Source organism: Salinisphaera sp. RV14 (genome assembly GCF_052044135.1).
GTDB lineage: Bacteria > Pseudomonadota > Gammaproteobacteria > Nevskiales > Salinisphaeraceae > Salinisphaera.
The window spans coordinates 173,515-197,490 of sequence record NZ_JBQDYF010000004.1 but is presented as its reverse complement, the minus strand read 5'-3'; the positions used below and the strand labels follow the sequence as shown (position 1 = coordinate 197,490).

The window sequence follows — 23,976 nt, the reverse complement described above, 5'->3', positions numbered from 1 at the left end:
CCTGTCGTCAGTTCGCGATGGGGGCGAGCAGTTCGTCCTGCTCGTGCCGGAGACGCACGATCGGCTGATCGGCATCGGGCCTGCAGTTGGCGTAGGTCAGATATTCGTCGGCCTTGATCGGCTGCGTCACGCGGGCGCCTTCGCATAGGCCCAGCGGAATCGCGCGGTGCTCCCCGGCATCCGCGGCCGACAGAATCGTACCGAAGTAGGCGTAGCCACCAATCGCATCCAGCGTCTCGCCCGGCTGCAGATCGCGCTTGGCCACCGCGGTGGCTTCGGCGTAGCGCCGGGGTAGCGGTTGCATGGCCGCTTTGCGGTAGAGCACGGCTTCGGCCGCCGACAGCGGCACTTCGAGGCTGGTGAGGTGATAGGGCCGATGGAACAGGTGATACCAGCCCTTGCCCACATGCAGATCCTCCAGGCGCTCACGAATCCGAGGATGCCGTGTTTCGACGATCACGAACACGCCGGGCGCCACGCCGCGGCCGACCGAGAAATCCACCACGCCCCGGCGCGACAGCAGACCGCCGTCCTCGCGCGGGCACAGCAGGCCGGGCAACTCGGCCAGCCCGGCATCGACACCGTGCATGCCGGGCACGTCGGGCACGAGTCCGGTGGCATTGGCCAGCGCGGCCATCTCGATCATGGTCTTGGAGCCGTCGACGAACTCGACGAGCATGCGCGGGTTCATGTTGCGGCGCGCCGCCTCTTCTTCGTAATCCCGCGGCACGGCGTATCGATCGAACTTGTTGTTCTTGCCCTTACCCGCCGCAACGATCGGATAGCCCAGGGTCTGCACGAAGCGCACCAGTTCCATCGTGGCACTGGGTTCGTCACCGGCACCGAGCGTATAGACCACCCCGGCTTCATCGGCCCGGCGCTGCAACAGCGGGCCGATGGTGACGTCGGTTTCCACGTTCATGAGGACCAGATGCTTGCCATGATCGAACGCGTCGATGGCAAGGCGCGCCCCGAATGAAGGCGATCCCGTGGCATCGATGAGCACATCGATCGCCTCGCAATCGCATACGTCGAGATGATTCGAAGTCAGCGCAATGCCACCGGCGGCAATGATCTTCGGCACCGTGGCCGTATCGTCGGCTTCGCGCCCGACGCCGTCGGCCAATCCCGCGACCGCGATCGCCTTGCGTGCCGCGGCCAGCTCCAATTCGACGATCGCGCCGATACGAACGCCGGGCATCAGACTCACCTGGGTAACGATATCCGTACCCATTTCGCCGGTGCCGACCAGACCGATGGTAATGGGTTTGCCGTCACGCTCCCGACGCTTCAAATCGGCCAGAAGACTATGGTTGTCATTCATTGACGTGCTCCTGCAGGCCCGCCGGTGGGGCCCGATGACCCCCGCCGCGCCTTGGCGCTGCGATCCCTTCGGTTTCGATCCGCGACAACGACGATGCTTTCCGCCAACTGAATATATACTTTTGATATCCTAATTATCATTAGTATCATCGCCGCTTTTTCCACTGTCAACTTCTTTTAAGCGATCCGCCGTGTTTCTAAGTTGGCCGCTTTCGACACCAACCCCGGAAACACGAGACGCCGCCGGCAAGCGGGGCTTTCGCGATGTCTAATTCTTCAATGCCCCCATGGTCAGCCCGCGTGACAGATGCCGCTGAATGAGCAGTGTCAGAATGAACATCGGCACAAACGTGACCAACGCGACGACGGCAATATCGTTGTAGATGATCCCTTTCGAGCCGCCCGTGAACATGGCCAGCCCGACCGACAACGTCTGCGCTTTTTCCGTATACGAAATCAGCAGCGTGAACAGGAACTCGTTGACGGCGAATATGAGCGCCAGGATGGACGCGGTGACCACGCCGGATATGGACAGCGGCAGCGTGATGCGCAGCAGGATGCCGATCGAATGGGCGCCGTCGACGCGCGCCGCTTCCTCGATTTCGCGCGGCACTTCGATCATGTAACTGCGGATGACCCAGGTCACGATCGAGAGATTGATCGCGGCATAGATCAGCATCAGCGCCACAGGGTTGTCCAGGAGATGTATGTTCTTGAATAGAATGTATATCGGCAGCGCCACGGCGGCTGGCACGATCATGCGCGTACTCAGGATATAGAAGCCGATCTGGTCCCGGCCCCGGTACTGAAAACGCGCGAGGCTGTAGGCCGCCGGAATCGCCAGCAGCAGATCGAGCAATACACTGCCGATCGCGGCCACGAAGGTATTGCGCAGATACGCCCACATCGGCCAGTTATCGAAGGTGTCCCGCCAGGCATCGAGCGTGAAATGCGGCCAGTAGATCGGCGGGTTGACCATGGTCTCGGTTCGCCCGCGCAGGCTGATCGTGACCAGCCAGAGGATCGGCAGCAGGCAGAAGAACGCCCAGCACGCCAGCAGCAGATAGCGGCCGATACGGCTCGAATGCCGTGCCATACGACGAGATGAAGCCATCGTCTACTCCATGGCCGGCCGGAAGTACCGGCTCACGGCATACTGCGCGGCGCCGATCGTGACCATCAGGACCAGCACGGAAGCGGCCGCCGCGGTGCCGGCATCGAACTGGTTGAAGCCGACCCGATAGATGAAATAACTCACGGTTTCGGTATCGCCAGCCGGCGCGCCCTGGGTCATCACATACACCTTGGTGAACATCGTCACGGCGTCGATGCCGCGCAGCACGAGCGCGATCGCTATGATCGGCCGCAGCAACGGCAGGCTGATCTGCCAGAACACCTGCCAGCTGCGCGCCCCGTCCACTTTCGCCGCCTCTTCCAGATCGCTGTTCTGGGCCTGTAGCGCACCGACGAAGATGAGAAACAGAAACGGCGTCCATTCCCAGACGTCGGCCACCACCAGCGACAGCCGCGCCAGGGCGGGATTGCCGACCCAGTTCAATGCATCCGGCAATACCCCCGTGCTGCCGATCAAATCGTTGACCACGCTGGCCCCGGGCACGAACAGCAGCTTCCACATGAACGACACGGCCGAGGGCATGAACAGCATCGGGGCGAGAAATATCATCCGCCAGCCCTTGACCCACGGATCGCGATAGACCAGCGCCGCGAGCCCCAGCGCGAGCACGAACTCGGCCATCACCGACGAGCCGGAAATAATGACGGTATTGACGACACTGGCGAGGAAATCGCCGTTTCGGAATAGATCCGCGTAGTTGCCGAGGCCTACGAACGTATCCATGCCCGGCATGGTGAACGACGATTGGTAGAAACTCTTGTACAGCGCGTAGATGAACGGATAGAGCGTGATGCCCAGCAGATACGCCACCGCCGGGGCGACCAGCGCATAAGGCAGCCAACGCGGATCGTGCCCGCGCCGCCGGGAAGCGGCGCGGGCTGGCTGTACTGCAGCCGTGGATACCGGCACGGACGACATGCCTAGACCGGCGCTTGCTTGCCGCGGCCCAGCCACATCCGGTCGTGTATCACGCTGTAGTCGACCGGTGGCTTGCCGCCATAGAACCCCTTGCGCCGCAGAATTTCTTCCCAGCGCTTGGACGCTGTCTGCAACGCCTCTTTCGGTTTGACGTCGCCGGCAATAGCCTTGTTCAGTTCAAGGCCCAACGAGGTTTCAAGCTGGTACATGCCCGGGATGCGCGGCTCGGCCCAGGCGTAGGGCAGCGAATCGCCCCAGATCTTGGCCGGCGGCATGATCTTCTGGAAGTTCTCATTGTGGATCACCGACATGAATCCCGGCGACACGCCGTTCGCGGAGGCGCCGTTCATGGCCTGCAGCGAGGCCGTGGTGAAGAACGCCAGCATCACGAACGCAGCTTCTGGATTGCGTGCATTGGCCGCGATCGAAGCCGTCGATCCGGCCAGATTCGGCGGTGCGAAGCGGGCATCGGCCCCGGTGCCGCGCGGCTCATACAACGCAACCGGCTCATCGCCGACGATCCGCGACTGGTCGGGGCGAGTGGCCTGGTTGGCCTGGTCCTGCCATGCCATGTTCATCGCCAACTGGCCACCGAGCCAGGCCGCGCGATCGTCTGCCCAGCCCCAGTTCTCGATCCCTTGCGGCGCGTATTTTTTCAGCTCGACGAGCACTTCCACCGCCTTGACCCCGGCATCACTGACGATCTGCGGCTTCCAGTCGGAATCCAGCAGATCGAGCCCGTACTGAGCCGCGATATGCTCCCAGGTGTAGGTGCTCCAGAACCCGCGGCCGCCCATGTAGCCGATGCCATTCATATGGGCCTCGGCTTTGTTGAGGGTCTTGGCGAAATGCACCACGTCGCCCCAGGTCTTGACCGTATCCTTGGGCGACGCCGAATGCCCCACGTATTGCTTGAATTGCTTGTTCCGGACCATGAACATCTTGAAGTCGCAATCGTAGGGAATCCCGAAGATGCCCTTGTCCGAATACAGCGCGTAGTTCTGCCAGTAGGTATCGGCGAAATCCTGGTACGGCAGTTTGTACTTATCGACATAATCGCCGAGTTCATGCAGAAAGCCCGGCGCGCTGAAATCGCCCAGCCACGGCGAGAAATACTCCAGTGCATCGAAGCGGGCCGAACCGGAAACGAAGGCGGATACCGCCTTGGTATAGAACGATGCGTCCGGAATCGAGATGACCTCGACCTTGATGCCGGACAGCTGCTGAAACGGCTTCAACGTCGCCTGCACCGAATCCGCGTCGGCGGCGCCTACAGCAAAGCGCACGGTCTGGCCGGAAAACTTCGAACGAATCGACTCCCAGTCGGCCGTTCGAATCCAGTCTTTCTTCGGATCCCAGAGCACTGAATCGGGGCCCAGCCCGAACTGCTCGAGGTACTTCTTCGGCACGTAATTGCCGGGTTTGATGGAATCCAGCACCTTGTCCGGATCCGGCATCGCGTCGGCAAACGCGTATTTGGGCAGGACCAACGGCGCGACCGCCAGCGCGCCCATGCCCGCGAGGCCGCCCTGTACAAAACGGCGCCGGGTCCATAGGCCGGCTGTTTTTTCGCTTTTCATCGCCTTCTCCTGGTTTCGATCTTCGAGTCAGGCCGGGCCTGAACGCCGAGGGGACGTGAGCAGCCTTTGCGTTAGTCGGGTCGGCCGCCCACGGCGGATCCGACAGAGGCCAACTCGCCGTTCGGCTGCATTGAGCGGATCGAGTCGGCCTGGTTTTGTGATCCGGCGGCATTCAGGCGCTTGCCGGTCGCTTGATCGAACACATGCAGTCGCCCGGCCAGCAGAGCGAGTTCGATGGGTTGCTTGGCCCGGAGCGTTTGATCGCGGGGCAATTCCGCGATCAGCGGGTGCCCATCGACCACGAATCGAATATCTGTGGTCGAGCCCATCTGCTCCACCAGCTCAATCGTGCCTTGGATGGTCCCCATCACCGACCGTGCATCGACCGGCTGCGGTTTCAGGTGTTCCGGCCGGAATCCGATCGTCACATCGCGACCGCCGAGCGACACGAGTTGCTGCTGCAAACAGGCCTCGAGCTGGAAATCGAATCCGGGGCCATGAATTCGTGTCGCGTCTTCGCCAACTTCGGCCGACAGAAAGTTCATGGGCGGGTTGCCGATGAAGCCCGCGACATAACTGTTGACCGGTTCGTCGTAGAGCGCCAGCGGCGTGGCAATCTGCTGGATCACACCACCGTTCATGACCACGATACGATCACCCATGGTCATGGCCTCGACCTGGTCGTGGGTGACGTAGAAAGTGGTGACACCGATGCGGCGATGCAGCTTGGCGATCTCCGCGCGCATGCTCACCCGCAGCTTGGCATCCAGATTGGACAACGGCTCGTCCATGAGGAAAACCTCGGGCTCGCGCACGATGGCCCGGCCCAGCGCAACGCGCTGGCGCTGTCCGCCGGACAGCTCCCGTGGTTTGCGCGCCAACAAGGGTTCGATGTCCAGCGTCTGCGCGGCGGCCCGGACTCGCCGCTCGATTTCCGTCTTCGGAAAACGCCGCAATTTGAGGGCGAATGCGAGGTTGTCGAATACATTGCGATGGGGATAGAGCGCATAGCTCTGGAAAACCATGGCGATTTCGCGATCCTGAACCGGCACGTCCTGCATGGGGCGACCGTCGAAACTCAGCGTCCCGCTGTCCATATCCTCGAGGCCGGCGATCATGCGCAGGGTGGTGGACTTGCCGCAGCCGGACGGGCCGACCAATACCACGAACTCCCCCTCGCACGATTCGAGATTGAAGTCCTGCACGGCCGGCGTGCTGCCGAAGTACTTGCAGACATTTTCGAGCTTGACCACTGCCATGAACGAACCTCGAACAGCTATCGATCCGGCCTCTGCGCGGCTTACGCTCAAGCCGCTCGGCGGCTTTTGAATTCAATCGATCCGATGTCGATCACACTCGAACGCAAGAGTCTTTTTCCGTCTCCCGGTTGCAGACTGCGCTTGGCCGGCTGTAACGGCATGCGCCCCCTGCATCCGTGTTCTGTATCTCAATCACTCCCATCAGGCCAGGGCTCGGTACGGATCCAGGCTATACCTCGGCTTTGCCGATGTTTACAGGGCGATCAAAACATTGATTAGGGCCCAACCATTGAGCCGCTTTTTTCATTTGATATTCCATCTGACTTTAGTATTATCCATGTCGATGCAAGGATTGCCGGAGCGCGGTTCCCCGACACCGGGCCTCCGTTGAGGGCCAACCCGGCATACCCACAACACGCGGATGATTCGTTACCTGGGCCTCGCACGCCGCTGTTCCGCCATCGGGATTTGGCAAGCCGGGAAATTTCAGTCAGCTTCGGCAAGACACAAGGGCGTGTTGCCGTTTCGTTCGAGTCCGCGCCAAGCGCTGTTTTGCGGCAAGACGAGGCGTAGTGCGCGCCGCGCAGATCATTCTGCGCAAGCGTGCTAGAACGCTGGATTGCCGTCGTGTCGTCAATCGTTGGGCGCTTGTCCCGAAGGGTTGGGCCGCCCAAAAAAAATTGGCTATGGGCGCCCGGCGGCATTGCTAGCCTTGATCGTGGCACGCCACGATCGGCGACTCGCGCCTTGCCGGACGCGATTTGCGGTCTCCAACGCGGCGCTCGCACGAAACGGCAACAGGCCCTCGCAAACAACTACGGCTATGGCGTCGGTACCTGAGATGACCGCGAAGATGACTTCAAATCGATCGAAACAAGCCGTCAACCGCGCTTTCGACGCGGCCTGGCGATGGCGGGTGCAGCTCTGGCGGGGTTGATGCCCACACCCGTTGCGGCGCGCGTTGTCGCGCCGCCTGTTTGTCAATATCCGATCGATTGATGCGCCATGTCCGATTCCGTCTCCTACGAGGCTTCGCTACTCGCCCGGCGTGAACCGCTGGTGGTCGAGGCGCTGGCCGATCTCGACACGCCGCTGTCGACTTATCTGAAAGTCGCCGATGCGCCCTATTCCTTCCTGCTGGAATCCGTGCAGGGCGGCGAGCGCTGGGGCCGTTATTCCATCATCGGCCTGCCGGCCACCGAGCGTATTCGCGTGCGCGGCAGAACGCTCGTGCACGAAACCGATGACGGCATCATCGAGACACTCGAGACCGCCGATCCGCTGGCCTGGATCCAGGCGTTCAACGATGCCCGCCCGCTGCCGCGGTTGCCCGAGCTGCCGCGCCTGACCGGCGGGCTGGTCGGCTACTTCGGCTACGACACCATTCGTTACATCGAGCCGCGGCTCGCCGGCGGCGCCGACGACAAGGACGACCCACTGGATCTGCCGGATATCCTGCTGCTGGTCGCCGAAGAGCTGGTGATCTTCGACAACCTGTCCGGCAAGCTCTATGTGGTCGCCCATCATCTGGAAGGCGACGCCGAGGACCGCGCCCGCGTCCAGGCTCGGGTGGAAACCATTCTGGATGCGCTGGAGGCGCCCCTGCCGGCGTCCGCGGCGCGTACCGGCGCCGACAACCCGGCCATCGACCCCGAGATGGACGACGGCCGTTTCGTCTCCGGCCTGACCCAGGCCGGCTACGAGGACGCCGTGCGCCGTATCCGCGAATACACCCAGGCCGGCGACGTGATGCAGGTGGTGCCGAGCCAGCGTCTGTCGGCGCCGTTCAACGCCGAACCGATGTCGTTGTATCGGGCGCTGCGCAGCCTGAACCCGTCGCCGTACATGTTCTATTTCAACTTCGGCGATCACCACGTCGTGGGCGCCTCGCCGGAGATCCTGGTACGCGCGATGGACGGCGAGGTCACGGTCCGCCCGATCGCCGGCACCCGCAAACGCGGCCTCACGCCGGCCGAAGACGAAGCGCTCGCCGAGGAGCTGCTGGAAGATCCGAAGGAGATCGCCGAGCATCTGATGCTCATCGACCTCGGCCGCAACGATGTCGGCCGCGTGGCCACGCCGGGCACGGTCAAACTCACCGAGCGCATGGCGATCGAGCGCTATTCGCACGTCATGCATATCGTGTCCAACGTCACCGGCAAGCTGCGCGACGATCTGACGCCGATGGACGCACTCCGCGCGGCGTTTCCGGCCGGCACGCTCTCGGGCGCGCCCAAGATCCGGGCGATGGAGATCATCGACGAAATCGAGCCGGTCAAGCGCGGCGTCTACGGCGGCGCGGTCGGCTATCTGGCCGGCAACGGCAGCATGGATCTGGCGATCGCGATCCGCACCGCCGTGATCAAGAACGGCGAGATCCATGTCCAGGCCGGCGGCGGCATCGTCGCCGACAGCCAACCCACCGCCGAGTGGGAAGAAACCATGAACAAGGCCCGCGCGGTGATGAAGGCCGCGGCCCTGGCCGAACAGGGGCTGGCCACACGCCGGCCGATCGGCGAGGGGACGCAGAACCGCTGATCCATTCATATACGCCCGCGCCGGTCGGTCGGGATTTGCATGGCGCCGGCGGTGACGACCCGCACACCACAGGCCCCAATGTCAGGATAGTTGCCACCCGGTATGGCGGTTGACCTGCGTGTTCATCCGCTCCATCGCATGACAGGTACGGGTGCGAATGCGTTTGCACTAATGTTCGGGCAACGTAAAGACCGCGAGCCCTTCGGGCAATGCGGTTTCAGAACCAACCCGCCAGATCCGGGGCCGTTGTTTCGTAGGCGGTCACAAACCGCTCCAGCAGGCGTTTGGCTTCAGCGGCGTCGGCCAATCGCATCACTTCCGCCACTTCCCAGCGTCCAACGGGGCTGCCAGCGCGTGGGTATGGCCCCAAATCGACGCTTTGTGTGTTTGCTGGCGCTGCCGCTATCGTTCCCGATCAGCGATCAAGCCAACGCCCGGTACACATCCAGCGTCTGCCGTGAACACCGATCCCAACTGAATTCGGCGGCACGCTGGAGGCCGAGTTCGGCGTGGTGACTTCGCAAATCCGCGTCTTCCAGCAACACACGGAGCCCGTCGCGAATCGCATCCACGTCCAGTGGATCAACCTCAAGGGCAGCGCCGCCCGAAACCTCGGGCAAGGAAGTCACATTCGAAGTGACGATCGGCGTTCCGCTCGCAAAAGCCTCCAGCAGCGGAAGACCGAAGCCCTCGTATAAAGAGGGATAGGCGACGACAGCTGCGGACGAGTACAAGTCCGCCACCCACCGGCGCGGCAGATAACCCAGACACAACGCCTCCCCTCGGACCAGGAGTTCTTGCAAGCGCGCGACCAGCGTCGCATTGCGCCAACCACGAACCCCGACCAGTACCAGAGGATTATCGCGCCGCACCGCATCCGGTAGTGCGGCGTAAGCAGCAATCAGACGTTCCAGGTTCTTGCGCGGCTCAAGCGTGGCAACCGAAAGTACAAATCCCCGGTGACGCAAACCGAAGCGCAGCAATGTCGGGGCGACCTCGGCTGGCTCGCGCGTACGGAAATCACCTTCGGCGGCCAAATGGGTCACCGCGATCTTGCGGCTGGATACGCCGTACACATCGACGATTTCCCCGGCAACGAAACGCGAATCAGTGATCACCCGATCGGCCCGCTCCAATGCGCCGGGCAAGTGCCGATTGAGAAAAGCCACCCGTTCCGCCGGATGAAACTGCGGATATCGGACATGCGAAAGATCGTGGACCGTGATGACCACCGGCCCCGGGTAATGCAGCGGCATATAGTTCGGCTCATGATAGATGAACCCCTCATGCGCCAACGATCTCAAGGACCGCCTTGCCAGCCAGTCGCGCATAAAATGGCGCGCGGGATAGGCGCCCGGCATACCCCGGATCACGCCGCTGAACGACGCCGCTTTTTTCGCAAATATATTAGGTGGCTCGTCGCCGGCCGTCTGGTCGCTGTGTACCAGGCTCCGAAGCATATCGCCGCGTAACACCTGCCGCCCCTTGCACCCGGCAAGTTCAGCGACCTCGCCCGCCGCCGCCATCGCATCGATGAGATGTTCGGTGTACAGCCCGATGCCAGTCCGCGGGGACTTCAACGAATGCACATTGAACAAAACCTTCAACCGCCGCCCCTCTCATGCGGCGCACCAGCTTGAAGCATCCAGCTGAGCGTATCGCGCAGCGTGAGGCTTGGTTTATAGCCGATGGCGTCGGTGAGATGGCGATGCGATCCCCGCAGCACCGGAATCTCGTTGGCACGCACAAACGCGGGGTTCACCGAGACATCCATTGTATGACCTGTCAGACGCTGCATTATTGTCAGCAGTTCACGCAAGGCAACCGCTTTGCCCGAGCAGACATTAAAGACATCCGAATGCAAACTCGACTCCAGCAGTCCGATATAAGCACCGATCACGTCGCGGACATCCGAAAAATCGCGGCTGACATCCAGATTGCCAAGTTCAATGGTCTCGGCGCGGCGTCTAAACCGCGCAACCATCTTGGGCACCAGAAATCTCTCGTCCTGTCCCACGCCGGTATAGTTGAATGGCCTGGAAATCAGGATGGGCAAGCGTTCGAACCAGGTCCGCACCATGTGTTCCATGGCCAGTTTGCTGCAGGCGTAGTGGTTGACCGGCGCCGGACAGACCGACTCGTCGATCACCTCGGCACAAGGCTTGCCGTAGACGTTGGCAGAGCTGGCAATCAGCACCTTTCGCGGCAGCGTTGGCAAACGGGAAAGCGCGTCCAGCAAATTAAGCGTGCCGAACAGGTTGACGTCGTAAAAGCCGCGGGCATCGTCGTGCCCGACGAATGCCAATGCTGCCAGATGAACCACATAGACGGGCTCAACGTCGCGAACAGCGGCCTGCACAGCGGATGATTCCGTGAGATCGCAGGCAATCATGCGCGTGCGGCTTGTCTCCGACGCCTCGCTGCTCAAGCCGACTACGCGATAACCGCGCGCTTCCAGCGCTGGCACCAGGTAGCGGCCGGTGAAGCCGCTCGCCCCGGTCACCAGAACAACCGGCGCATCCATCAGAACAAAACTCCCGCCCGATTCCGCTCGATATCCGCTTCCACCATCATGGCGCAGAGTTGCTCCAATGTGGTCTCCGAACTCCAGCCCAGCTCGGCCTTCGCCTTGGCCGGATCGCCGATCAGCAAATCCACTTCAGCCGGGCGATAGAACCTGGGATTCACCCGCACAATAGTCTTGCCGGTCGCCGTGTCGAGGCCACGCTCCTGCTCGCCCCGGCCCTGCCACTCGAGCGTAATACCGACGCCCTTGGCCGCCATGGAGACGAAGTCCCGTACGGTTTCCGTCCGGTTGGTTGCCAGTACATACGTATCCGGCGCATCGGCCTGCAGCATACGCCACATCCCTTCAACGTAATCTTTTGCGTAGCCCCAATCGCGTTTCGCGTCCAGATTGCCCAGTTCCAACACATCCAGCTGGCCGAGCTTGATCTTGGCGATACCGTCCGTGATTTTCCGGGTAACGAATTCACGCCCGCGCAGAGGGCTTTCATGATTGAACAGAATGCCACTGACACCGAAAATCCCGTAGCTCTCGCGATAGTTCACCGTCGTCCAGTGCGCATAGAGCTTGGCCACGCCGTACGGGCTTCTCGGATGAAACGGCGTCTGCTCGTCCTGCGGCACTGCCTGGACCTTACCGAACATCTCCGACGTACTTGCTTGATAAAAGCGAATATCCGGGTTGACGATGCGGATGGCTTCCAACAGATTCAGCGCGCCGATACCCGTGATCTGGGCCGTCGTATGCGGCTGGTCGAAGCTCACACCGACAAAACTCTGTGCGGCGAGGTTATAAACCTCCGTGGCGCCCGTTTTCTCTAACAGGCGAATGGCAGAGCCAAGATCCGTCAGGTCAAACTCGACCAAATGCAGATTCGAATGGTCGGCGACGCCGAGCTCCCGGATCCGCCAGAAATTCACCAGGCTCGTCCGCCGGAAGGTAGCGTGGACGGTATAGTCCTTTTCAAGAAGCAACTTGGCCAGGTACGCACCGTCCTGGCCTGTGATACCGGTAATAATTGCATGTTTCATCGAAAACCTTGCCAAAGCAAATAAAGCGGCCAATAACTACCCACGAAAACAAGGCCCCGGGATCAAGACGAACCTCGCCGCCGACCTGTTACGCCTCATGGTTCAGTTCTGGCTCGCCCGCATTTTGTACGAGACTTTCGCAAATCGCACGAAAATTATCGCTTACGGCATCCCAGTCGAACTCTGTGACTACCTGCTTGCCGTTTCGCCCGAGCTGCTCGGCCAACTCGGGATCGGCGTGCAATAAGTGAATCGCCTCCGCCAGCTCACCCGGACCGACGAGCAGCGCATTCTCCTTATCCACCGCCAAATCATGGAATGCCGCGCAATGCTTGTTTGCAATCACCGGCTTCCCCGCCAGCCAAGCCTCGAGAAGCACGATGCCGAAGCTTTCGCTGCTACTCATATTACACACGGCAAAACAGGATAATAGAGCCCCCCTAACCACGTTGCGGGATTGGCGCCCCAGATACTTGGTATTGGGCGCTGCAACGGGCACACCATCATCGTCCGGGCCAATCAGTATTGCCTCTAGATCCACCCCTTCCCGGTTAAGATTCTCGACCGCCTCTATGATCTGCCGATACCCTTTCGCACCCGCTTTCCTGCCCAACACAAGAACAAACGGCCGAGGTGACGAGTGAACCTCTAGAAACGCTTCCTGGTCTGCCGGCGAAAACTGCTCTCTCGAATCACAGCCTGCCGGCAAATAACTCGTGTTGCAGCCTTTCTCGATAAGAAAGTCGCACGCAATCCGAGGCGTGGCGAGCACACGAGTCGCATTACGGGCGCTCTCGATCCAGTCCGGAAAGTGATAAAAATCGTCGTCGAGGTGGGCATGCGGAATAAGTATCGACGGCACACCCTGTTTTTTTGCCTCGTCGATAGCAACCACTGGTGGCCGAAACACATTATTGTGAGTCACAACCAGATCGTAGTCGGCCACATGATCCACGATGAAACGCTCCAGACTGCGGCTCCACGGTCCCCTTCCATCGCTGAGACGCACGCCTCGTGACGCTCTCGACTCCTCTGCGGCCTGATCAAGCAGGCGAAATACCCGCTCTGCGGGAAGCAGCGATAAGTGCTTTTGCAATAGTGTCGGCGCGGCAAGGTTAAGCGACCGACCCGCGACCGTCAGACGTGACACGGTGAAACCCAGGGGACGCGGATCGACCTCCGACTGTGGCGCAGATGTTACCAACCGGACCTCGCCTGCGTCCGCATCGAAAGACAGCGAGAATTTTCCTTTAACCGTATACGGCCCTGCGATAACACAAAGCCCACGGTAAATGGTCGTGACTGTGGCGCCCGCAGCAAAGCCTTTGCATTCGATCCGGCCTCCTTCATGCAGAAACACCCCGCATTCAGAAAACGTCCAGCGGGCCGCAGCCGCACCCTCGCCTTCGGGATATCCCCAGCCCCACGTCAGGCCGGTTTCCTCGAACCCGTGACGCAACTCTCGCTCGAGTACTTGATCAAAAAGCACCTGAGCGGACCACGCGTCATGCAAATGCGACGTTATCGCGTCAGGGTCGGGCTCATCCGCGGGAAAGCGCGCAAAACGTGTATTGGGGATATCCACCGGTACAACGAAATCCGGATCGAAAGTGTAGGTTTCGCTGAACCGCATGTAGCTGTGAATGCTGCTGACCTCGGGCGCAACCACATCAATATCAAATTCACCACTCCGACCCAGCGCACCCACGAACTTTTCGATGTTGGTTTCCGCGCCGCCTAGAGCCGGCGCTGTATAGCGATAAGCGACGTACAGGATTCGTTTCTTGTGCTTTTCCAGGCCTTGCAGCATCTCGACAAACCGTTCGGCGATGCCCTGCATTGCCAACTCTTGCTGAAACAGGTGCTGCCGGCGCGTCTTGGCCTCGGCCGCGTAAAGTTCGGGCGCTTCCAGCGTATTCCATATGGCCTCGGCAAACCGATCCAAGGGCTCAATGGCCAGATGCTCTTCTACGGCAGATGGATACCCACGCTGACCGAATTCCGTTGTAATCACAAACAGGCCATTGGCAAGATAATCGGCCAGCTTGATATTCGAGCCACTGCCCGATTTCATCGGGTTGAGCGCTATAGCGCACGATTGCATTACCGCACTTTTGGTCACCTCATCCACCACGCCCCAGAGACGCACATTCGCGGGCACCTTCAAAAGTGCGCCGCAAACAGATCCCAGAACATGGAATGGCAGATCGGGACACCGGGGCGCCAGTTCGTCCACGATGAATCGTGCGGCCTCGACGTTCGGTGGGTGGGCCGATCCGAGAAACACGATGCCGTAATCCCCGATCCTGCGGCACAAATCCTGTCGCATGCGATCGACGTCTGCGCCCGTTGCGGGTGTGGCCGCGCCATTACGCACCACGATGACAGGCGCTGCCGTGCGTTTGCCTTTTACGAGGCTTATCGCGTCTTCCCGCGAGACGGCGGCGATGGCCGCTGAACGTTCTACAGCCTGCCGCTCAATGCGTTCCACCTGAGACAATAATTCTGCTTCAAGGGGATGCTGTTCCAGAAGCCGCCGTTTGAGTTCCGTCTCATTATTATGAGACGAGTAAACAAAGCGGTCCCCCCAGGAAAGCGGTAGCGGAACCAAGTAACAGTGCTCGACCACCACGCACCGCGCGGATTGCCGCAGTAGGCGATAGACCGCATCAAGCCAGGGATTGGCCGTGCTGTGGCGACTCGCGATGATATCGTCCGCCGACACATGATACTGTGCGTTGATGGTCGCCAGATCAGCATCGTGTTCGGCCGTCCTGGGCACATTGATGACTCGGATGCCCGGGCTGTGCCATCTCGCGCTGAGAGTCCCATCGGTTGAAAAGCTGACCGCGACCACCGAACTCCAGCCACGCACCGCTTCATACAGACTTCGTGTACGCGTTCCGCCGCCGCCGACAGTCGCGAACGAATCATAATCATTCAATACCAGAACGAAGCAGTCGGCGTCACTCGCCGCCGCATCGCTGACAAGTGTCGCCAGGCGTTCCGCAACCGGCTGCGCGATCACATCCCATGTATACTGCTTCAAGCCCAGCGATTGTCCAGCCTGCCCGATAGCGGCAAGTGATATTGGATCAGCGGCCGCCCTCTTCAGCGCCTGCGGAAATTGGTCCGGGTTCGACTCAAGATATTCCTCTCCCGGAGCGGCCTGAATACCCCGCATGCCCATGGGTGTGGAAAGCACCGGCAAGCCATAGGCAAAATACTCGAGTACCTTGACGTTCGAGCCACTGCCCGTTGTCATCGGATTGAGGGCAAGATCAGCGCGCCTCAGTATCCGCGTCTTCGCGGCATCATCGACGATGCCGTAACGCTGCACATTGTCGGGATAACGTCCATCTTCTGGCAGGCAACCCCCGATGATGTCGAAAGCAACCTCGGGCATGGCCGGCGCCAGCGTGCGAACAATGAACTCCGCTGCCTGCACATTGGGTGGGTGCCCACTCCCCATGAACACCGCTCGAAACACATCGGATATCGTGTCCGACGAATCTTTCCGAGCGGCGGTGGCCGTCATCCCGTTCGGTGTATAAAGCGCCTCGAACCCGGAATTCGGGGCAAGCCTCCGAAACGCCGTCAGGTCACCCTCACTGCAATACAGCACCAGGTTCGCGTTTTCCAGAATACGCTGCTCGGCAGCCTCAACGAGATCATGCAAATATCCGGATTTCGCGCCTGGATGAAGCCGCCGGTATAAATGTGCCTCGCTATTGTGCGCGTTATAAACACGCGGCTTTTCGTCTGCCCCTGCGAACAAATCGTAATCCACGGTGAACGGGAAATCGTGAATAATGATATCCGCCCGGTCATACTCTTCCAGGTACGCCCGATGCAGCCGGGTAGGCCATTTCCCACAGGCCGCGATGGCCGGCCCGGAAAGATCGCCGCCACCTGAGTACTGCTCAAGCGCCGCATACTCACGGGCAAACTGTTCGCCCTTTGGAATGCGCCGTTCAACAAAATTAATGCCGTGATTGATAACCACTTCATCATCGCCGGGATGCGTCGAGGTCAGCAATGTGATCTGATGCCAGCGGCTGAGAGCCTGGTAGAAATGAAACAGACGCGACTGCCCGCCATTGGAGGGCGGAGTAAAGGCTGGAAAAAAACAAAACGCCAGAACCCTTTTCATTCATCCGCCCCGTAAGCATGGAAATATGTTTCCAAGGGCGTGCGCTGCCCGGCGTTAATCCCGTTCGACATTGCCTCGGAGCTTAGGCCCGCTGTTTCGTTTCCGGCACGTGTTGTTGCAGACGCTGCCGCCCCCGATGCAGCCCGGGCTGACCAAACGTCACCGCGTGAGCCCGATCCGAACTTAGACTCCAGATAAAGCTGGCGCAGCTTGATATTCAGCCCGGGCGCCCGGTTCAATACACGCAGTGCAGCACGCCTGAAACGAGGGGCTGTCTTGGCATAATTGCCCGCCCGACTCACCAAGCCGACCAGCATCCCGCGGCGGGCATTCCCGAGCTTGGCGGACGATGAATTTTGCATTGTCGAATTCCCGCGCGGCGAGGTGATACGCCACAACGTCTGGGTGTACGACGGTTTATGCTTCGGCGCTGGCTCTTGGGCTTCGGGTGCAACCGACGCGGCGGCGCTGGCGGCTTGGCCGCGCCGCAACCGGCGCTCGACACTTGGGATTCGCGTCACGAGCCGCTTGATGCGCGGATGCCGGCTCACGTAGTCGATCGCGCCGTCGACCGGATCCAGTCGAACGGCCGTACTTTTGGCCCGGCGACGCCCCTCACGGGCGACTTGCGCCCCCCAACGCAGTGGCTCCGTAACCCGCCACGATCGGCTGTTGTAGACGGAATGCAATTCCGACTGCGCGGCTCCGGCGGCATCCAGCGCCTGCTGTGCCATCGTCGTTGCAGTCTCTACGCCGGTTCGGGCGGCATCCAGAGCCTGCGTTGCAGTCTCCACGCCGGTTCGGGCGGCGTCCAGGGCCTGCTCGGCCGTTTCATGGGCCGTCGTCGCCGTCGTCTCCGCCCCGGCGAAGCGGGCATCGAACCGCTCGGCCAGGTTCTCGTACGGCATGCCGTACGCCGCTTCGAATGCCGTATCGAAACACTCAAGCTGCGACGCGGGTCCGTGCTTCTGCGCCACAACCGCATAATCCGGGCTGGCCCCGCCGATCACTTCACGCACCCCGATCGGCACATCGCCGTGCAAACGCCGATCCTCCTGCAGCCGCAGAATTCGGGTTCGGGCAAAGCCCGCGTACTCCGGCAGAAACGCCAGCAGCGGCGGCGGCAACGGGTGACGATGGGTCGGGTCGAGATAGAAATGCCGCGACGCCACCAGGATATTTTCCGGGTTTGGCGTCTCGAGAATGAGCAGCCCGCCCGGCAACAGCACCCGCAACGCTTCGCCGACCAGGGCCTGCAATGTCTCGAACGGTAAATGCTCGGCGATATGAAAGCCCGAAACCAGAGCGAGGCTTTCGTCTTCCATTTCCGCCAGCGCCGCGAGCGCGTCCGCCTGCCGCACCGCAAGCTCACGCTCACGGCAGGCCGCCAGCATGCCCGCATCCAGGTCGACGCCCTCGGCAGCAAACCCCTGGGCCTGCACGACTTCCAGCCACTCGCCCCGGCCACAGCCCAGATCCAGCGCGCGCGGCGCGGTCGTGGCTTCAGTCAGCGGCGCCAGAAACGGCAGGTAAACGCGCAACCGCGCGTCGATAGTCTCGCGCGTGCCGCGAAAACGGTCCTCGAAGGCGCGATAAAAACCGTTTTCAGCCACGCTCACACTCCCATTCCGGGGGCAGCCACATCGCGCCGGTGAATACCGGCCGGTTGACATTCACCACATCGAACACCGCCGCGAGATCCCACCAGTCGTAGTTAGCCGCCACGTGCGTATCGAACGCATGCAGGGCAACCGCCACGGAGTAGGAGCCGACCCCCAGATTCGCGGGGAAGCGGAAGGTGTAGCCGAAACACTCGCCCGCCGACACGTCGGTGAGACTTGCCCCCAGATGATGCGTGTTGATACCGAACATCGGCTGCCCCAGCCGATCCTTGATCACATAACCGAGCACCAGCCGCTCCAGGTCGACATGCGCCCGACACGCGACCCGCAACGCAACCGGCTCGCCCACGCGAAGGTGCTCGACGGCCTTGCCGGCGGCATCGCAAAGCGTCACCGATTCAACCCGGGCCTCGCCCGTGCCCGAGCGCGTCTGCACGCGACCGCTCTCGGTTTCGGTCACCTCGATGGTGCTGCTCTCTTCTTTTTCCGCGATCAGCGCGTTATAGAAGTCCATCACGGCTTCCGGCTGACCATCCTTGATCACGCGGCCTTCGGCGAGCAGCAGCGCACGCGTGCAGAGTGTCTGAATCGCGGTTCGGTCGTGCGAGACAATCAGAAGCGACGTACCTTCGGCCTGGAACTCTCGAATCCGCGCAAAGCTTTTGTGCTGGAAATACGTATCGCCAACCGACAACGCCTCGTCGATAATCAGCACCTCCGGCCGGTAGGCGGTCGCCACGGCAAACGCCACGCGCATCTGCATGCCGCTGGAATAGGTACGTACCGGCTCATCGAAATACCCGCCGATCTCGGCAAACGCCTCGATATCGCCGATGACTGCATCAACCTGTTCGCGGCTGAAGCCCATCAATCCTGCCGAGTGGTACACATTCTGCCGCCCCGTGAGATCGGCATGAAACCCCATGCCCAACTCGAGAATCGCCGCAATACGCCCGCGCGCGACCGCCTCGCCCGTGCTCGCCCGCAGCGTACCGGTGATGATCTTGAGCAAGGTACTCTTGCCCGCACCGTTCTGGCCCACGATCCCGACCGCCTCGCCCGGCGGGATTTCGAAGTCCACGTTCTGCAGCGTCCACTGTTCGGCGATCGGCTTGAAGCCGAAACCGAACCAGGACAACACCCGCCGCCACTCGCCGCCGTAGTCGCGATACGCCTTGCCGAGGCCGCGCACTTCCAGTACCGGTGCGTCGTTACTCATAACACGTCGGCCATATCTTCGGCGGCGCACCGATAAATCCGCCACGAAAGCGCGAGCAGCACGGCCGCCAGCACCGCGGGATAGATCAGGGTTTCAATATCCGGCGAGCGGCCATACACGAGCACCGCGTGATAAGCCTCCACCACGCCGGTCATGGGATTGATCAGCAGGATATCCTGATAGCTTGTCGGCAGCATGCGCGCGGTATAGACCACCGGCGTCAACCAGAACCAGAACTGCAGCACAATCCCCATGATCTGGCCGACGTCGCGAATGAACACATTCACCACCCCGATCAGCAGCCCCAGACCCAGAGCCAGCGCCACGGTCAGCGCGGTGAGCAGCGGCAACCACAACAACGCCGGCGACGGCCAGTGCCCCATCAGCGTGAACACCACAAAAATGGCCACGAACAGCAGCACATTGGTCACCAGCGTGCTGCCGGCGGCAATCAGCGGCAGACTGATGCGGGGGAACGACAGTTTCTTGATCAGGTTGGCATTGGCGACGAACACATTCAGACAACGTCCGACCAGCTCGTTGAACAGGTTCCAGCCGAGCATGCCGGCCATCAGATAAATGGCATAGCCGAAGCGGCTGTGCACGCCGGGCATCTTGGCCGACAGCACCGCCGACAACACCAGCGCATAGATCGCCACTTGCGCCAGCGGGTTGAGAATCATCCAGAGACCGCCCAGCCGACTGCTCGCGAACTGAGTCAGAAACTCGTTCTTGATCGACCCGACAATAAAACCCCGGTAGCGCCATACAGAAGCAATCAAAACATTCAAACCCTCTGCAGCATGAGCGCGCCCCGACACGCGCACGCTGCTATTTCACACATCTTTCATTTGGTCTTCAAATGACAGTCCGGCGGCCCCATCGCATAAACCTGGGCTGCCCCATCCGGGGCCACGAGCCGCACACGCCCCGACGTACACATGCCGTTGTTGGCGAAGTGGATAGGCTTCAACACCTCGAGCGACCATCCTTTCGGCACCTTCGGCGCGGTCTTGTTGTTCAACTCGAAGCCATGCCCATGCACATAGGCCTTGAGCGACAGCTCATTGAGCTGCTGCACGATCTCGCTGCGTTGGCCATGGCCACGCCAGGCCCCGATCATCTTCATCGCCTGCGGAATGACCACCGCCGTGATCAGCGCCCCGATGAACAGCACGACGGTAATCTCCAGCAGCGTCATGCCGCGCTCGCGGCCGGGGCCGGTTGCCCTACGACCGCCCGGGCGGCAAATAGCCGATATCCGCATTAATGCCCTTGCCACCCGGCTTGCCGTCGGCACCGTCCGACCATAGTGCAAACGGCATGTTCTTAGGCCCCGGCACCTGATAATGATAGGCATAACCCCACGGATCCTTCGGCACCTTCGGATCACCCAGATAGGGTCCGTGCCAGCGCTTGGCCAGTGACGGGTTCGACGGCGGCTGCACCAACAGACTCAATCCTTCATGGTTGTTCGGAAACCGACCGTAGTCCAACTCCAGGGTCTGCAGCGAATTTTTAAGCATTTTGATCTGCACCTTGGCGGTCTTGACCTTCGACTTGTCCGCCTGGCTGAACAGGCGCGGACCGATCAACCCGGCCAGCAGGCCGATTATCACCAATACCACCAACATTTCGATCAGCGTAAAACCACGCTGTGCGCGCTGCATTCAACTCTCCTCCCGCGCCGGGCGCGCAGGCATCATGGCAAAGGAAAAACGGTCGCTACTGGAGCACCGCGTTGTTCAGACTGGTCACCGCCAGCATGATCGCGACCATCAGCAGCCCGATCGACGCACCGATGAACAGAATCGCCGCCGGCTCGAGCAGCAGCAGAAAGCGTTTCATGCGCTGCGTGGCCGACGTATTGTATACCCTCGTCAAAGAGGCCAGTACCTCCGCCAACCGCCCGGACTGCTCGCCCACGCGCAACAGATTAGCACCCATGGGATCAATCAGATGCTGACGTTCCAGCGCATCGGTCAGCCGTTCGCCGGCGCGGATGTTGGCCTGTACAGTCGTGAGCCGGCGCCGCAGGCTGGCGATGGTCACGGCCTCGGCGCTCAGTGCCAGCGCGCGCGCCAGCGGCACCTTGCTGCTCAGCAGCGCGCCCAGGGAATGCGTCCAACGCCCCATCTCGGCCTGCAGCAACCAGCTGCCGATGCCCGGCAGACGCAGCAGCGTGTCCTCCGCCGTGCGCCGCACCTGCGGTTGCTGCAGCAACGCCCAACACACCCCGGCGACCCCCGCCACGCCGGCGAGCACGAGCAGCCAGTGGTCGTGTAAAAACATACCGATGTGCAAAACAACGCGGGAAATCCAGGGCACCGAATCGCCGCCCTTGGACAGCAACCGCTGGAATCGCGGCACCACAATCGCGAATATCAGCACGATCGCCGCCAGCCCGGCGATCACCAGGATCGCCGGATAGATCAGCGCATTACGCAGCTCACGTTGGCTCGACGCGACATATTCCATGCGGTCCAGCGCGGTTCGCATCGCCCCGCCCAGATCGCCGGCAGCCTCACCGGCGCGGATCATCTGCAGCACGTCGGGTGGCAGCGACAGCCGCGAACGCTCCAGCGATTCCGAAAACGAATCGCCGCCGCGCAGCCCGGCATGCAGTTCGTCGAACACCGTCCCGAGCGGGGTGTTGGCGTGTCCCTTGCGCAGTGACGGCAACGCCTCGGAAAGCGGCACGCCGGACGCCAGCAGCGTCGCCATCTCCTCCACCGCCTGCTTGCGCATCGCCCCGGTCAGCCGGCGGCTGCGCAGCCGTCCGCCGCGCGGCTGGCGCGCCGGCGCAATCGTCAGCGGCAACAGCCCCTGAGCCTGCAACGCCCGATAGGCCGCCGACTCACTGTCCGCCTCGATATGCCCTTCCATGCCCACGCCCTGGGCATTGGTGGCCTCGTAATGGAACAACTCAGCCGGCATGATCGACTTCCAGCGCGGAAGATACCGGCTTGTCTTCGTCCATACCCTCCATCACGCCGGTCACGCGGAACACCTCATCCAGCGTCGTCTGGCCGCGCCAGGCCTTTAGCAGCCCATCTTCGCGCAGCGTCCGGAAATGCGACGGCAGCGCCTCGCTCATCCGTGCCCGTGGGGCCGCTTCCGAGACCAGCCGTTCCAACGTGGGGCCCACTTCGATCCATTCATAAATACCCACGCGCCCACTGTAGCCGGTCCCCATACACTGGCGGCAACCCACCGCGCGGTGAAAATTCGGGGCATCCGGCAGCAGCGCGCCGAAACGCGCGCGCAGACTGTCCAGCACGCCCGACAAGCCATCCGGCGCGGCCTCGGGTTCCCGGCAATGGGGGCACACCCGACGCACCAGCCGCTGCGCCAGGACCCCGCGCACGGCCGAGGCCAGCAGATACGGCTCCACCCCCATGTCGATCAGCCGGCCGAAGGCCGAAATCGCGTCGTTGGTATGCAACGTCGAAAACACCGTATGCCCGGTCAGCGACGACTGCACCGCAATGCCGGCCGTCTCGCCGTCGCGCACCTCGCCGATCATGATCACGTCCGGGTCCTGGCGCAGGATGGCGCGTAGCGCGCGCGCGAAATCGTAGCCGATGTCGGCATGCGCCTGAACCTGCACCACGCCGTGCATCCGGTTTTCGACCGGATCCTCCACCGTGATGATCTTGCGCTCGCCATTGTTCACCTCGCCCAGCAGCGCATAAAGCGTGGTGCTCTTGCCCGAGCCGGTCGGCCCGGTGACCAGCATCAGCCCGTGCGGCTGGTTGGCCACATGCTTCATCTGCTGGTACAGATCCGGCTCGAGCCCGAGCACATCCAGATCGAGCCGGCGATCATCCTTGGGCAGCAGACGCATCACCACCGACTCGCCGTCGGTATCCGGCAACGTGGAAATACGCACATCCAGCGTCATCCCCGCCGCCTGCAGGCTGATCCGCCCGTCCTGCGGCAAGCGCCGCTCGGCGATATCCAGATCGGCCATCAGCTTCACCCGCGACAGCACCGCCTCCATACGCGTGCCCGTGGTGCGCATATGATCGACCAGTACGCCATCGATGCGAAAGCGTACCCGCAGCGCGCCGTTGTCGGGCTCCAGGTGGATATCCGAGGCATCCAGCTCCACCGCCTGGGTGAGCACATTGTTCACCAGCGACACCACAGGCGCTTCCTCGGCCAGTTCGCGCAGATAGGCTTCATCATCGCGGTTGCCGCCCGAGCGGGCATCCACCAGGCCCAGCCAAAGCGACTCCGCCTGCGAGCCGAGCAGATGCCATGCCACATCCAGCCCGCGCGCCTCGGCCAGCTCGTTGACCAGCACATCGGCCGGGTCGCGCCCAGCGAAATGCAGCTGCCCGTCGTCGTCCAGCCACGGAATAATCTGCCGGAACAGGAACCAGTCGCCGGAAAAGCCGGTATGCTGGATGCCCGCTGCCACCGCCTCCGCCGTGGGCGGCTGCGCGTTCGGCGCGTAATGCACGCCCAACTGCTCAGCCAGCACCGGCAGCAGCCGATCCTCCGAGCACACGCCCAGGCGATTCAACACCGCGCCCAGCCAGCCGCCGTATTCGGCCTGGAACCGAAGTGCCTTGTCCAGTTCGGCCGCATCGATGCGGCCGGCTGCAATCAGCATCTGGCCAAGCATCTGTGGGGAGTCGGGGGATTCAAGTGCGTCTGTCATCG

Annotated in this window: 17 protein-coding genes; 1 reads left to right on the top strand and 16 read right to left on the bottom strand. The window is 61.8% G+C overall.

What is annotated here, in order from left to right; genetic code table 11:
• Positions 1 to 7: 7 nt before the first annotated feature.
• The 5 genes from ACS8Y6_RS06615 to ACS8Y6_RS06595 form a co-directional block, all read right to left on the bottom strand.
• On the bottom strand, positions 8 to 1,324 hold the full coding sequence (locus tag ACS8Y6_RS06615) for an NAD(P)H-dependent oxidoreductase (RefSeq protein WP_440855232.1): 1,317 nt from the start codon (positions 1,322 to 1,324) through the stop codon (positions 8 to 10).
• A gap of 267 nt (positions 1,325 to 1,591) precedes the next feature.
• A complete protein-coding gene (locus ACS8Y6_RS06610) occupies positions 1,592 to 2,437 on the bottom strand; it encodes a carbohydrate ABC transporter permease (protein ID WP_440851092.1) in 846 nt (281 codons plus the stop codon).
• Between the two features lie 3 nt (positions 2,438 to 2,440).
• Positions 2,441 to 3,376 (bottom strand): carbohydrate ABC transporter permease, encoded by a 936-nt coding sequence (locus ACS8Y6_RS06605; RefSeq protein WP_440851093.1) that lies wholly within the window; start codon positions 3,374 to 3,376, stop codon positions 2,441 to 2,443.
• 2 nt (positions 3,377 to 3,378) lie between these two features.
• Positions 3,379 to 4,956, bottom strand: coding sequence for an ABC transporter substrate-binding protein (locus ACS8Y6_RS06600; protein ID WP_440851094.1), 1,578 nt, complete (start codon positions 4,954 to 4,956; stop codon positions 3,379 to 3,381).
• A 71-nt stretch (positions 4,957 to 5,027) separates the two neighbouring features.
• Positions 5,028 to 6,215 (bottom strand): ABC transporter ATP-binding protein, encoded by a 1,188-nt coding sequence (locus ACS8Y6_RS06595; protein WP_440851095.1) that lies wholly within the window; start codon positions 6,213 to 6,215, stop codon positions 5,028 to 5,030.
• A gap of 1,005 nt (positions 6,216 to 7,220) precedes the next feature.
• On the opposite strand from ACS8Y6_RS06595, the gene trpE reads away from it, so the two are divergent.
• The gene (trpE, locus tag ACS8Y6_RS06590) at positions 7,221 to 8,753 is read left to right on the top strand and encodes an anthranilate synthase component I (protein WP_440855231.1); all 1,533 of its coding nucleotides are present in this window, start codon (positions 7,221 to 7,223) and stop codon (positions 8,751 to 8,753) included.
• A 422-nt stretch (positions 8,754 to 9,175) separates the two neighbouring features.
• Here trpE and ACS8Y6_RS06585 read toward each other — a convergent pair whose 3' ends face one another.
• The 11 genes from ACS8Y6_RS06585 to ACS8Y6_RS06535 all read right to left on the bottom strand — a co-directional run bounded on the left by ACS8Y6_RS06585 (position 9,176) and on the right by ACS8Y6_RS06535 (position 23,974).
• Positions 9,176 to 10,360: a glycosyltransferase family 4 protein gene (locus ACS8Y6_RS06585; protein WP_440855230.1), complete on the bottom strand. Its 1,185-nt coding sequence runs from the start codon at positions 10,358 to 10,360 to the stop codon at positions 9,176 to 9,178.
• Positions 10,357 to 11,277 (bottom strand): NAD-dependent epimerase/dehydratase family protein, encoded by a 921-nt coding sequence (locus ACS8Y6_RS06580; protein ID WP_440855229.1) that lies wholly within the window; start codon positions 11,275 to 11,277, stop codon positions 10,357 to 10,359. Before ACS8Y6_RS06580 ends, ACS8Y6_RS06585 begins: the two co-directional genes overlap by 4 nt.
• Positions 11,277 to 12,311 (bottom strand): GDP-mannose 4,6-dehydratase, encoded by a 1,035-nt coding sequence (gmd, locus tag ACS8Y6_RS06575; RefSeq protein WP_440855228.1) that lies wholly within the window; start codon positions 12,309 to 12,311, stop codon positions 11,277 to 11,279. Before gmd ends, ACS8Y6_RS06580 begins: the two co-directional genes overlap by 1 nt.
• An 88-nt stretch (positions 12,312 to 12,399) precedes the next feature.
• Positions 12,400 to 16,464, bottom strand: a complete 4,065-nt coding sequence (locus ACS8Y6_RS06570; RefSeq protein ID WP_440855227.1) for a glycosyltransferase — start codon at positions 16,462 to 16,464, stop codon at positions 12,400 to 12,402.
• Positions 16,461 to 18,077 (bottom strand): class I SAM-dependent methyltransferase, encoded by a 1,617-nt coding sequence (locus ACS8Y6_RS06565; protein WP_440855226.1) that lies wholly within the window; start codon positions 18,075 to 18,077, stop codon positions 16,461 to 16,463. The genes ACS8Y6_RS06570 and ACS8Y6_RS06565 overlap by 4 nt, the downstream gene beginning before the upstream one ends.
• Complete coding sequence (locus tag ACS8Y6_RS06560; protein ID WP_440855225.1) at positions 18,070 to 19,305, bottom strand: ABC transporter ATP-binding protein; 1,236 nt, start codon at positions 19,303 to 19,305, stop codon at positions 18,070 to 18,072. Before ACS8Y6_RS06560 ends, ACS8Y6_RS06565 begins: the two co-directional genes overlap by 8 nt.
• Positions 19,302 to 20,096 carry an ABC transporter permease gene (locus ACS8Y6_RS06555; protein WP_440855224.1) on the bottom strand — a complete coding sequence of 265 codons (795 nt, stop codon included), beginning with the start codon at positions 20,094 to 20,096 and terminating at the stop codon, positions 19,302 to 19,304. The genes ACS8Y6_RS06560 and ACS8Y6_RS06555 overlap by 4 nt, the downstream gene beginning before the upstream one ends.
• Positions 20,097 to 20,152: 56 nt before the next feature.
• The gene (locus ACS8Y6_RS06550) at positions 20,153 to 20,506 is read right to left on the bottom strand and encodes a type II secretion system protein (protein WP_440855223.1); all 354 of its coding nucleotides are present in this window, start codon (positions 20,504 to 20,506) and stop codon (positions 20,153 to 20,155) included.
• Positions 20,507 to 20,534: 28 nt separating this feature from the next.
• A complete protein-coding gene (gene gspG / locus ACS8Y6_RS06545) occupies positions 20,535 to 20,975 on the bottom strand; it encodes a type II secretion system major pseudopilin GspG (protein WP_440851413.1) in 441 nt (146 codons plus the stop codon).
• A gap of 55 nt (positions 20,976 to 21,030) precedes the next feature.
• A complete protein-coding gene (locus tag ACS8Y6_RS06540; protein ID WP_440855222.1) occupies positions 21,031 to 22,242 on the bottom strand; it encodes a type II secretion system F family protein in 1,212 nt (403 codons plus the stop codon).
• On the bottom strand, positions 22,232 to 23,974 hold the full coding sequence (locus tag ACS8Y6_RS06535; protein ID WP_440851415.1) for a GspE/PulE family protein: 1,743 nt from the start codon (positions 23,972 to 23,974) through the stop codon (positions 22,232 to 22,234). Before ACS8Y6_RS06535 ends, ACS8Y6_RS06540 begins: the two co-directional genes overlap by 11 nt.
• Positions 23,975 to 23,976 lie beyond the last annotated feature (2 nt).